The sequence below is a fragment of the Serratia sp. 2723 genome, assembly GCF_050434425.1.
GTDB lineage: Bacteria > Pseudomonadota > Gammaproteobacteria > Enterobacterales > Enterobacteriaceae > Chania.
This window is the reverse complement of record NZ_JBNDIN010000004.1, coordinates 196,238-208,814: the sequence shown is the minus strand read 5'-3', so window position 1 is coordinate 208,814 and position 12,577 is coordinate 196,238. Positions and strand designations below refer to the sequence as shown.

The following is a 12,577-nucleotide window of genomic DNA, read 5'->3' as shown; positions in this document are numbered from 1 at the left end:
TTCCACCGGAATCACAATGAGGAGCAGCTATTTGATTCGGTGATGCATGCTGATACGACGGAAATATTTAGTCTGTGATGGGGATACAAGGATGGTGGTGGGGAGGATGACCGCGCAAGCGCGTTGTCCACTACGTGGACTCGAACCTTGGTCGAAGCTTCTCATCCTTCCCAATTCGGTGGTACATGGGAGTGGAGTGATGATTTAAAGTGTGGGAGGTATATAAAGAGATGGTGGTGGGGAGGATGACCGCGCAAGCGCGTTGTCCACTGCGTGGACTCGAACCTTGGTCGAAGCTTCTCATCCTTCCCAATTCGGTGGTAAATGGGAATGAGATGATGATTTGAAACTGGGAGTTGTATAGAGAGATGGTGGTGGGGGAAGGATTCGAACCTTCGAAGTCTGTGACGGCAGATTTACAGTCTGCTCCCTTTGGCCGCTCGGGAACCCCACCATGGTATTCATGGATTTTTTTCTGGCAAGAAATCGGCTAGATTTCCATTTTTGTTTTGTAGTGTTCGTCAGTCCGTAACCGCTTCACCATATGATGGTAGTGGGAAGGATTACCGCGCAAGCGCGTTGTCCACGATGTGGACTCGAACCTTGGTTGAAGCTTCTCATCCTTCCTCCTCAGTGCTAAATGAAACTCTGAACAACATTTCATTTTAGTGGTCGAGGCGGAGATGGTGGTGGGGGAAGGATTCGAACCTTCGAAGTCTGTGACGGCAGATTTACAGTCTGCTCCCTTTGGCCGCTCGGGAACCCCACCATGATGCTCATGGTTCACTACTATTTACTGGGAATCGGCTAGATCCCTCGGTACTACATAATTGCTAGCGAAACGTCTGTCTCGGTAAGCGGGGCGCATCATATCAAATGAAGCGCTTGTGTAAAGCATTGAAATGCAGAAAATGAATTGTTTGTCGCTTTTTTATTCTCAGCGGTGCTTCCGTGAACGAAAGACACCGCTTTCTTAAGCAATTACAGGATCACCGTGCGATTACCGTAGACGAACACGCGTTGAGCCAACACATGATACAGTGCGCGGCTAAGTACGTTTTTCTCCACGTCACGCCCGGCACGCATCATATCTTCTGCCGAATAGGTGTGATCGACATGAATAACGTCCTGCATGATAATTGGGCCTTCATCCAGGCTGTCGTTCACGTAGTGCGCCGTTGCCCCGATGATCTTCACGCCACGCTCATAAGCCTGGTGATAAGGGCGTGCACCGATAAAGGCTGGCAGGAACGAATGGTGAATATTGATCACCTGGTTCGGGTAATGCTGAACGAAAGCCGGGGTGAGTACGCGCATATACTTGGCCAATACTACGTAATCCGGTTGGTATTGGTCGATTTGAGCGATCATCTGTTGATCATGCTGCTCACGCGTCAGCCCCTCGTGGCTGACCAGATGGAACGGAATGTCAAAACGTTCAACCAGCGTCTGCAACGTGGTGTGGTTGCCAATGACGGCGGCAATCTCAACGTCCAGTCCGCCATAGGCGCTTTTCATCAGCAGATCGCCCAGGCAGTGGGCTTCTTTGGTAACCAGCACCACAATGCGGCGGCGGCCTGCGCTGTGCAGCTCGCGCACTGAACCATCCGGTAACGCGCCGTCCAGATCGGCCAACAAGGTCGAGTCATTGAAGATCCCTTCCAACTCGGTACGCATAAAGAAACGACCGGTGAGGTGATCGACAAACTCATTGTTCTGCACAATGTTCAATTCGTGCTTGTAACAAATGTTGGTGATCTTGGCAATCAGCCCTTTGGCATCGGGGCAGATGGTGCGTAAAATTTTTCTTTGTACGTTTTGCTGTGGCATGAGTGTGTCGCTTCCGTCTGATTCTTAACCCGCAGGCTTATTGCCCGCAGCACTTTTTATATTTTTTGCCTGAACCGCAGGGGCAAACGGTATTTCTGCCCGGTTGAGGTTTGGTTCCGTCGATATAGTACCAGCGTTGATCAAGACGAAGGAAGCGGGAACGCTCATGCATGGCACTCGCGCTTTCCCCATCGCGCGATCGGGCTATGAATTCAACGAACCCCTCATCGGCGCTATTGCCGGCGGTTTCCGCTACTACCGTCAGCCCAAGCCATTCGGTATTGCCAAAACTGCCGCTGATGGCGCTGCGCCACTCTTCGGGATTGCAGTCTGGGTGCCAGGTCGCAATAAGATAATCCACATCCCGTTTTACATAGGCGGAATATCTCGAACGCATTAATATGCCCGGCGACATGGCGTATTGAGTACCTGTTATATAGGGCGCACAGCAAGCGCTGTAGTCCAGCCCGCTGCCGCAGGGGCATCGCTCAGTCAAAAATATCGCCTCTCAGTGGTTAGCCTGCGTGATGTATAGCCGCAGCTAAAATGAATTTAACGCATATGTTACCTAACATCATTCGTTGATGACAATGTACCCTACGATTGGGCTGAGTGAATTCACTGTGCAAAGGATAGGCGAAGCATGCGGAAAATTAAAATCGGGTTGGCATTAGGGGCCGGGGCCGCCAAGGGATGGGCGCATATCGGCGTGATTAACGCACTGCGTAAGCTGGGTATCGAAGCAGATATTGTTGCAGGATGTTCCGTGGGAGCACTGGTCGGGGCGGCGTTTGCCAGCCACCGGTTACCAGCGATGGAGAAGTGGGTACGCTCATTCAGCTACTGGGACGTGATCAGGCTGATGGATCTCTCCTGGCAGCGCGGTGGATTATTACGCGGTGAACGCGTATTTAACGTCGTCGGCCAATTGCTGAAAATTAACGACTTTACCGACTGCTCACTGAAATTTGGTGCGGTGACCACCAACCTCAGTACCGGCCGCGAACTGTGGATGACCAAGGGGGATATCCAGCAAGCCATTCGTGCTTCCTGCAGTATGCCGGGCTTGTTGGCACCGGTCTGGTTTGACGGGTATTGGTTGGTGGATGGCGCCTTGGTCAACCCGGTCCCTATTTCATTGGCCAGGGCGATGGGGGCAGACATCGTGATCGCCGTGGATTTGCAACATGATGCGCATCTGATGCAGCAGGATCTGTTTTCGGTACGTAATGACACTGGCGAGCAGAGTGAAACAGGCATTAGCGATGCCAACAACTGGCGCGACCGCCTGCGGGAACGCATGAATAAAATGATGCTGAAGAAAACCACTTTCACCCCCACGGCGATGGAGATCATGAGCGCTTCGATTCAGATGCTGGAGAATCGGGTGAAGCGAACCCGTATGGCCAGCGACCCGCCGGACGTGCTGATCCAACCGTATTGTCCCCAAATATCCACCCTGGATTTTCATCGGGCCAGCGAGGCGATAGAGGCAGGCTGTTTGGCGGTCGAAAAACAGATAGATGTTTTGGCACCATTGATAAAAAATAAATGATTACCATTTGTTAGGGTGGAATGATGCTATCGGGCGTGTTTTCGACAAGCACAAGTGCTCATTATGAGCCACTATTACAACATCAAAAGGGAAGAGGCTGGGTCGATGGCATTACCACTGATAAACAAGCGCATCTTAATCGTTGAGGACGAGCAGGTTTTCCGTTCTGTGCTTGTAGGTTATCTTGCATCCTTGGGAGCGCATACCAGCGAGGCGGCCAATGGCCTTTTGGCGTTGAGTGCGGTTGAAGAGTTCGCTCCCGATCTGATCCTGTGCGACCTCGCCATGCCGGAAATGGACGGCATCGAGTTTGTTGAGCATCTGCGTTTGCAAGGGATAAAGATCCCGGTATTGGTGATTTCGGCGACCGATAAAATGGCGGATATCGCCAAGGTGTTGCGGCTCGGCGTACAGGATGTGCTGCTGAAACCATTGAGCGATCTCAATCGGCTGCGTGAAGTGGTACTGGCTTGCCTCTATCCTAATATGTTTACTTCGCAGGCGATCGAAGAGGCCGAGTTGATCCAGGATTGGCAGGCTTTAAGCCAAAACCCCTCCGAGGCCGTGAGATTACTCAAGCAGTTACAACCACCAGTGCAGCAGTCTATTGCCGGTTGCCGTATTAATTATCGGCAATTAACTACCAGCGAAAATCCGGGGTTGGTGCTGGATATCGCTGCGCTGTCGGATAAAGATCTGGCGTTTTATTGCCTTGATGTCACCCGTGCGGGAGATAATGGCGTGATGGCTGCCTTGCTATTGCGTGCGTTATTCAACGGCTTACTGCAAGATCATTTAGCCAATCAACAGCATCGCCTGCCGCAAATGTCTGCATTGTTAAAACAAGTTAACCAATTATTGCGCCAAGGCAAGTTGGAAGGACAATTTCCGCTGTTGGTGGGCTATTATCATGCCGAATATAAGAATCTGGTGCTGGCTTCTGCTGGTTTGCATGCCAATGTAAATACAGGGGATAACCTGATTCAATTAGCTAATGGTGTCCCCTTGGGAACGCTTGGCACCACTTACATGAATCAAATTAGCCAACGCTGTGATGCCTGGCAGTGCCAGGTCTGGGGTAGCGGCGGCCGGTTACGTCTGATGCTGAGTGTTGAATAAATCATCAATGGAACTCCCACAATTGCCTCCGTTTATTCTTATTCTCTATCACCGTTGTTTTCATAGGTAGTTGTCTTAATTTATTGCTATTTGAGCTTGGGGTAATACTCGGCGGATTTAAGCTGGTATACTTTGAGGGTTTTTCGTATGGCGGAGTAAGTGCGTAATTTGAGCACGAAAATAGAGCCGCTTGGTTCGTCAGGACCTCAGTAGCCATTTGCGGGTGATAGGCCCGTTTGTGAGCGCTTTGACCCATAGCGTGTCGAGACGAAAAGACCACCCAATCCGGGTAAAGAATTGCTGGTTTGGCTGCTACCTGAGGTGGCAGACAAACAGAAGTAGCTTGATAACATTTTGTTAAATTTGAAAATTAGGACTTCCCGATGAAAGTAACCGTTTTCGGTATTGGCTATGTTGGCCTGGTACAGGCAGCCGTATTGGCTGACGTGGGTCATGATGTCATGTGTATCGACATCGATGAGCAGAAGGTCGAAAATCTCAAAAAAGGCAATATTCCGATCTTTGAACCGGGCCTGACCTCGTTGGTACAGCAAAACTATGAAGCTGGTCGTCTACATTTCGCTACCGATGCGAAAGCCGGCGTTGCTCATGGCGCTATCCAGTTTATCGCCGTCGGAACGCCACCGGACGAAGATGGTTCTGCCGATCTGAAATATGTCACCGCCGTGGCACGCACCATCGCCGAACATATGACAGACCGCAAAGTGGTGATCGATAAGTCAACCGTACCGGTAGGTACCGCTGATAAAGTTCGCGAAGTGATGACCGAGACGTTGCGCAAGCGCGGCAGCGACGTGGCGTTTGATGTTGTCTCCAACCCTGAGTTCCTCAAGGAAGGGGCCGCCGTTGCCGATTGTATGCGCCCTGAGCGTATCGTACTGGGCACCGACAACAAAGACGTCATCGAGCCGCTGCGTGAGCTGTATGAACCGTTCAACCGCAATCACGACCGCATGATCCTGATGGATATCCGCAGCGCAGAGCTGACCAAGTATGCCGCCAACTGCATGCTGGCGACCAAAATCAGCTTTATGAACGAAATCTCCAATCTGGCAGAGATGCTGGGTGCGGACATTGAAAAAGTGCGTCAGGGGATCGGTTCGGATTCACGTATTGGCTATCACTTCATTTACCCAGGCTGCGGCTATGGCGGCTCCTGTTTCCCGAAAGACGTTCAGGCGCTAATCCGTACCGCTGAGCATATCGGTTATCAACCAAAACTGTTGCAGGCGGTAGAGCAGGTGAACAACCAGCAGAAATATAAGCTGACCCAGTTCATCAAGCATCATTTTGCTAATGATGTAAAAGGGAAAACCTTCGCGCTGTGGGGCCTGGCGTTTAAACCTAATACCGACGATATGCGTGAAGCTTCCAGTCGTGTGCTGATGGAGACGCTGTGGGAGTTAGGCGCCAGCGTGCAAGCCTATGACCCGGAAGCCATGGCCGAAGCACAGCGTATCTATGGGCAACGCGCCGATCTGAAACTGATGGGTACCAAAGAAGCGGCGTTACAGGGAGCCGACGCGTTGGTGATCTGTACCGAATGGCAGAGCTTCCGCGCTCCGGATTTTGATGTGATTAAGGCGTCCTTGAAGCAGCCCGTTATTTTTGATGGCCGTAACCTGTTTGATCCAGAACGTCTGCAAGCTCGCGGCTTTACTTATTATGGTATTGGTCGCGGCGCATCGATTAAGCCGGTCATTTAAGAGGTGAGTATGAAATTCCTGGTAACAGGTACGGCAGGGTTTATTGGTTATCACGTAACGGAGCGCCTGCTAGCCATGGGGCATCAGGTTGTCGGTATTGACAACCTGAATGATTATTACGCTGTCAGCCTGAAACAGGCACGACTCGACAGGCTGGCTAATCAGCCAGCATTTCAGTTTATCAAACTGGATTTGGCCGATCGCAATGGAATTGCCGAGCTGTTCGCTGAACATCAGTTTGAGCGGGTCATTCACCTTGGCGCCCAGGCCGGGGTGCGTTATTCGCTGGAGCACCCCTTGGCTTATGCGGATTCCAACCTGATTGGCCATTTGAACATTCTTGAAGGGTGTCGGCATAATAAGGTTGGGCATTTGCTGTACGCGTCTTCCAGTTCGGTTTATGGCCTGAATCGCAAGCTGCCGTTTTCGACGGATGACTCGGTCGATCACCCAATATCCCTGTATGCGGCGACGAAGAAAGCCAATGAGCTTATGTCGCACAGCTACTCGCATTTATATGGTCTGCCAACCACCGGCCTGCGCTTTTTCACCGTATATGGCCCTTGGGGGCGTCCTGACATGGCGCTGTTTAAATTCACCAAGGCGATATTGGCCGGTGAGAGCATTGATGTATATAACCATGGTGAGATGCATCGTGACTTTACTTACATTGATGACATTGCCGAGGCGGTAGTGCGCTTGCAGGCCATTGTTCCTCAACCCAATGCCAATTGGACGGTGGAACAAGGGTCTCCAGCCAGCAGTTCTGCGCCTTACCATGTCTATAATATCGGCAACAGTAGCCCTGTTAAGTTAATGGAGTATATTCATGCTCTGGAGGCTGCGTTAGGCATCACGGCGCACAAAAATATGCTGCCGATGCAGCCAGGTGACGTTTTGGATACCAGCGCGGATACCGAGGAGTTGTACCAGACTATCGCGTTTAAACCTGGGACCAGCGTTGATGAAGGGGTTAAACGGTTTGTTGATTGGTATCGGGCGTTTTATAACGTTCAGTAACCGAATGATAGACGGGTAAAATAAGGGGCTTCGGCTCCTTTTTCTTTTCCTGTACATCAGAATTTTGCTAGTCAGACGGGATAACGCACGTGGAGGTCAAGGTGATTGATTACCGTGGTTGGAAAGCAAAAAGGCTCCCATAGGGAGCCTTCTGAAGGCAACTAAAATGCTATTACAGCAGGAAATCGTCCAGGGATTTGCCTTGCTCTTCGATAGCTTTTTTAATCACGGCTGGAGTACGGCCCTGGCCAGTCCAGGTTTTCATTTCGCCGTTTTCGTCTTTATAGTGGTATTTAGCTGGGCGTGCAGCACGCTTTGCTTTACCAGCGGCTTTGGTAGCAGCCATAGTTTGCAGCAGTTCGTTTGGATCAATACCGTCTGCAATCAGCATTTCGCGGTATTGTTGCAGTTTACGAGTGCGCTCTTCAATTTCTGCTTGAGCCTGGCTGTCTTCTTCGCGGCGTTCGTTAACAACAACTTCCAGCTTCTCCAGCATCTCTTCCAGCGTTTCCAGGCTGCATTCTCTTGCCTGTGCGCGTAGAGTACGGATGTTGTTCAAAATCTTCAATGCTTCGCTCATTGTTCTAGTCTCAAATTATATTGGTGGGGGGGCGTGACGATAATAATAGAGTGCTCCTTTCTTTTCTGCAATAGCCAAATTGAAAGAGTGACTAAATTTATCTTTAAGAAACCGATATTGAGAACTGTCCGACTAATAACATAGGGGAAGTAGGCTTTTATCCTGCCCGGTTTTTAAGCCAAATTGTCCAACCGGAAGGCATAATCACCGAGCTTAAAGTCATTTTTGTCAGCTTGACATAATTATACGCTATAACAGTATCGGGAAGGATTTGTGTCCATAATCACTTCCCCAAAAGGACTAGTACTGTAAAGAATGGGGGTATAGTGGTAAACAGTCCGTCAGGAGAGAGTAAGTTGTTAAGTGTTCCAATTAACCGGGCCGCCATCGCTCAAAACACATTTAATTGCATTGCCAGCGGGTGGGGGCAGGTTGCTCGCTAGCAGGACATATCCGTTTGAGCATTAATGAGTTTAGTTAATCATTAACAATAATTAATTGTGCTTGATAAACCACAGCAATCTGTAAATAGATGTAAAAGTGTGCATTGCGCATGTAAAATGTTTCACATGAAACTTGGCTGATGGCTATTTTCTTAGACCGAGATAATGTCTACCCGCTTGCTGAGTCTGGCCACGGTCTATGCTACACTGTCAACCTGCACCTTCCGACAGTATATACCCGTCGTCTCTCAGGCCGCAGCGTTGTTAACCGCAACAGACTCATCAACCAGGGGCGAATATATTCGCCCTGATTGGCAAGGGCGCAGTGTAGCGCGCCAGCAAGATCAGAGGGGGAGTCCGCGGGGGGCTAGGCTATAACCAGAAAGTCTTAGGGTATATATTTTAAACCATTGGAGTCGCGGCCACATGGCTCAGCTTTATTTTTATTATTCCGCTATGAATGCGGGGAAGTCGACGGCACTGTTACAATCTTCATATAATTATCAAGAACGTGGTATGCGCACACTGGTGTTCACCGCGGAGATCGACCACCGCTTCGGCGTGGGCAAAGTGAGTTCGCGGATTGGGTTGTCGTCGCAAGCACAGCTTTATAATAACGCCACTCAACTGTACGCCATGATTAATCAGGAGCATCAGCAGCAGCCCGTGCATTGCGTGCTGGTGGATGAAAGCCAGTTCCTGACCAAAGAACAGGTTGAAGAACTTTGCGAGGTGGTCGACCAACTGGATATTCCGGTGCTGTGTTATGGCTTACGCACGGATTTTCTAGGGGAGCTGTTTGTTGGCAGCCATCATCTGCTGGCCTGGGCCGATAAACTGGTTGAATTGAAGACCATTTGTCATTGCGGGCGTAAAGCCAATATGGTGCTGCGTCTGGGGGAAGATGGCAAGGCGATGCATATGGGGGAGCAGGTGGTGATCGGGGGTAACGAAAGCTATGTTTCGGTATGCCGCAAGCACTACAAGGAAGCGATCAAGGTTCCAGAGTGATATTGTGCCAGAAGCGCAGCAGAAGGCCTATGCGGCGTTTTTGGATGCTACCCTTTAGGTAAGCAGGTATTGTTGTCAAAGTTGCGTGGTGCTCGTTGAGTGCAGTTTATCCCGCGCATAAAAAAACCCGCCATTCGGCGGGTTTTGACCATTCAGAGAACGGTTATTTCTTGGACTTTTTTTCCGCTTTGGCTGCAACAGGTGCTGCAACTACCTTCTCTTCTTCAGTCGCTTCGCTGAATTCGCGACCGTAGAAGGTATCCATCAAGATTTGCTTGAGTTCGGCAATCAGCGGATAACGTGGGTTGGCACCGGTACATTGGTCATCAAATGCATCTTCAGACAGTTTGTCGACCTTGGCCAGGAAGTCGGCTTCTTGTACGCCAGCCTCGCGGATCGAGGTTGGGATACCCAAATCGGCCTTGATTTCGTCCAGCCACTTCAGCAGTTTTTCGATCTTCTGTGCCGTACGGTCACCGGCAGCGCTCAGACCGAGGTGGTCCGCGATCTCTGCGTAGCGACGACGTGCCTGAGGACGGTCATACTGGCTGAATGCGGTCTGCTTGGTCGGGTTGTCGTTGGCGTTATAACGGATAACGTTAGCGATCAACAAGGCATTGGCCAAACCGTGCGGGATGTGGAACTCAGAACCCAGTTTGTGGGCCATTGAGTGACAAACACCCAGGAAGGCGTTGGCAAACGCGATACCGGCGATGGTGGCGGCGTTGTGCACACGCTCACGAGCAACCGGGTTTTTGGCCCCTTCGTGATAGCTGGCTGGCAGATATTCTTTCAGCAGTTTCAGCGCTTGCAATGCCTGGCCGTCTGAATATTCGTTGGCCAGTACGGAAACGTAGGCTTCCAGGGCGTGAGTGACCGCATCCAGACCGCCGAAGGCGCACAGGGATTTAGGCATGTTCATCACCAGGTTGGCATCGACAATCGCCATGTCCGGGGTCAGTGCATAGTCAGCCAGTGGGTATTTCTGGCCGGTGGCGTCATCGGTCACAACCGCAAACGGCGTGACTTCTGAACCGGTACCTGAAGTGGTGGTGACGGCGATCATTTTCGCTTTCACGCCCATTTTCGGGAACTTGTAGATACGCTTGCGGATGTCCATAAAGCGCAGCGCCAGATCTTCGAAATGGGTTTCAGGATGTTCGTACAGCACCCACATGATTTTCGCAGCGTCCATTGGTGAACCACCACCCAGAGCGATGATCACGTCTGGTTTGAAGGAGTTCATCTGCTCGGCACCTTTACGTACGATGCTCAGCGTTGGGTCAGCTTCAACCTCAAAGAACACTTCAGTTTCAATACCGTGCGATTTGAGAACTTTGGTGATCTGATCGGCATAGCCGTTATTGAACAGGTAGCGGTCGGTAACGATGAAGGCGCGTTTTGCCCCGTCGGTAGCCACTTCTTCCAGCGCGATTGGCAGAGAACCACGGCGGAAGTAGATTGATTTAGGAAGTTTGTGCCACAACATGTTTTCTGCTCGCTTCGCTACAGTTTTCTTGTTGATCAAATGTTTTGGACCGACGTTTTCAGAGATGGAGTTACCCCCCCAGGAACCGCAGCCCAACGTCAGTGACGGAGCGAGTTTAAAGTTGTACAGGTCACCGATACCACCCTGAGAAGCCGGGGTGTTGATCAGAATACGTGCGGTTTTCATTTTGTCGCCAAAATACTCTACACGTGCAGTCTGGTTATCTTGATCGGTGTACAGACAAGAGGTGTGACCGATACCGCCCATGGCGACCAGTTTCTCGGCTTTACTGACGGCGTCCTCAAAGTCTTTGGCACGGTACATCGCCAGGGTAGGTGACAGTTTTTCGTGAGCAAACGGCTCTGATTCGTCAACCAGTTTCACTTCACCGATCAGGATTTTGGTGTTGGCTGGCACTTTGATACCGGCCATTTCAGCGATTTTTGGTGCTGACTGGCCAACGATAGCGGCGTTCAGGCCACCGTTTTTCAGGATGATGTCCTGAACGGCTTTCAGCTCTTTGCCCTGCAGCATGTAGCCGCCGTGTGAAGCGAAGCGTGCGCGCACAGCATCGTATGCGGAATCAACCACGATCACGGACTGTTCAGACGCACAGATCACACCGCTGTCGAAGGTTTTTGACATCAGGATGGAGGCAACGACGCGCTTGATGTCGGCAGTTTCGTCAACCACCACCGGAGTGTTACCGGCACCAACGCCGATAGCAGGTTTACCAGAGCTGTAAGCGGCTTTAACCATGCCTGGGCCACCGGTTGCCAGGATCAGGTTGATGTCTGGATGATGCATCAACTGATTGGACAGTTCCACCGTTGGCTGGTCGATCCAACCGATGATGTCTTTCGGGGCGCCAGCAGCAATAGCAGCCTGCAACACGATATCTGCGGCTTTGTTGGTAGCGTTCTTGGCACGTGGGTGCGGAGAGAAGATAATGCCGTTACGGGTTTTCAGGCTGATCAGCGCTTTGAAGATCGCGGTAGAAGTTGGGTTGGTGGTTGGCACGATACCGCAAATCAGGCCAATTGGCTCTGCAATGGTGATGGTACCGAAAGTTTCATCTTCGGAGAGGATCCCGCAGGTCTTTTCGTCTTTATAGGCGTTATAGATGTATTCAGAAGCGAAGTGGTTTTTGATGACTTTGTCTTCAACGATACCCATACCTGATTCTTCAACGGCCATTTTAGCCAGAGGAATACGGGCATCTGCGGCGGCGAGGGCAGCGGCGCGGAAGATCTTATCAACTTGCTCTTGTGAGAAGTTGGCATATTCGCGCTGGGCTTTTTTGACACGTGCAACAAGCTCGTTCAATTCAGCGACATTCGTTACAGCCATGATGCTCTCCTGATAAATGTTAAACTCTTTCAGTAAATAAGCCGTTCGAGGAACTAGTATAGACATCTGTCAGGAAGGCGTCCGTTAAATCATGAGACTTTTCCCGCAGTTAGCGACCCATACTGCTGATTTACTTAAAGAGCTTTACCAAGTGCAAGTGGTAGTAGGCAAGCGAGACAGAAATCGGTATCTCTACTTCGTGCTACCTTTTGACTACGACTAAGAGCTTAACTATTCCTGAGTAGATTTTTTGTGATGTACATCATAAAAAACGCATGCTGACACCTTTCAGCTGGCGTTTGTTGAGAGTGATTATCAACAAGGCATTTGGCGAAGGATGAGATGATACTTAATAACAGCAAGCAACACACAAAGCATTAACAATAGCGAATTGCTTTGTAACATTATGTTGGGGTAGGGAAAAATGCTGTCTGAGTGGATGGATTAGCTGGC

General features: G+C 50.5%; 9 protein-coding genes and 2 tRNA genes. 5 read left to right on the top strand and 6 right to left on the bottom strand.

The genetic code is table 11. The annotated features are described in order from the left end of the window. Positions 1-369: 369 nt before the first annotated feature. From ABIE29_RS07990 to ABIE29_RS07975, 4 genes are all read right to left on the bottom strand, one after another. Positions 370-454: transfer RNA gene (locus tag ABIE29_RS07990), tRNA-Tyr, on the bottom strand. A 230-nt stretch (positions 455-684) separates the two neighbouring features. After that, positions 685-769: transfer RNA gene (locus tag ABIE29_RS07985), tRNA-Tyr, on the bottom strand. Between the two features lie 212 nt (positions 770-981). Beyond that, positions 982-1,830, bottom strand: coding sequence for a formyltetrahydrofolate deformylase (gene purU / locus ABIE29_RS07980; protein WP_429617806.1), 849 nt, complete (start codon positions 1,828-1,830; stop codon positions 982-984). 37 nt (positions 1,831-1,867) lie between these two features. Further along, a complete protein-coding gene (locus ABIE29_RS07975; protein WP_429617804.1) occupies positions 1,868-2,326 on the bottom strand; it encodes a YchJ family protein in 459 nt (152 codons plus the stop codon). A 147-nt stretch (positions 2,327-2,473) separates the two neighbouring features. Between ABIE29_RS07975 and rssA the strand changes: the two genes are divergently transcribed. From rssA to ABIE29_RS07955, 4 genes are all read left to right on the top strand, one after another. Further along, positions 2,474-3,385 carry a patatin-like phospholipase RssA gene (gene rssA / locus ABIE29_RS07970; protein WP_429617803.1) on the top strand — a complete coding sequence of 304 codons (912 nt, stop codon included), beginning with the start codon at positions 2,474-2,476 and terminating at the stop codon, positions 3,383-3,385. Between the two features lie 105 nt (positions 3,386-3,490). Then, on the top strand, positions 3,491-4,504 hold the full coding sequence (gene rssB, locus ABIE29_RS07965) for a two-component system response regulator RssB (protein WP_429617802.1): 1,014 nt from the start codon (positions 3,491-3,493) through the stop codon (positions 4,502-4,504). Positions 4,505-4,887: 383 nt separating this feature from the next. Beyond that, complete coding sequence (locus tag ABIE29_RS07960) at positions 4,888-6,231, top strand: UDP-glucose dehydrogenase family protein (protein ID WP_429617801.1); 1,344 nt, start codon at positions 4,888-4,890, stop codon at positions 6,229-6,231. 9 nt (positions 6,232-6,240) lie between these two features. Next, positions 6,241-7,251 (top strand): NAD-dependent epimerase, encoded by a 1,011-nt coding sequence (locus tag ABIE29_RS07955; RefSeq protein ID WP_429617800.1) that lies wholly within the window; start codon positions 6,241-6,243, stop codon positions 7,249-7,251. Positions 7,252-7,423: 172 nt separating this feature from the next. Here the strand turns inward: ABIE29_RS07955 and hns are convergent, their stop codons facing one another. Beyond that, entirely contained in the window at positions 7,424-7,831 is a 408-nt protein-coding gene (gene hns, locus ABIE29_RS07950; protein ID WP_024486694.1) for a histone-like nucleoid-structuring protein H-NS, read from the bottom strand. Positions 7,832-8,700: 869 nt separating this feature from the next. Between hns and ABIE29_RS07945 the strand changes: the two genes are divergently transcribed. Next, the gene (locus ABIE29_RS07945; RefSeq protein WP_260514739.1) at positions 8,701-9,285 is read left to right on the top strand and encodes a thymidine kinase; all 585 of its coding nucleotides are present in this window, start codon (positions 8,701-8,703) and stop codon (positions 9,283-9,285) included. Positions 9,286-9,448: 163 nt separating this feature from the next. On the opposite strand, the gene adhE is transcribed toward ABIE29_RS07945, so the two are convergent. Then, complete coding sequence (gene adhE / locus ABIE29_RS07940) at positions 9,449-12,124, bottom strand: bifunctional acetaldehyde-CoA/alcohol dehydrogenase (protein ID WP_429617798.1); 2,676 nt, start codon at positions 12,122-12,124, stop codon at positions 9,449-9,451. Between the last annotated feature and the right edge of the window lie 453 nt (positions 12,125-12,577).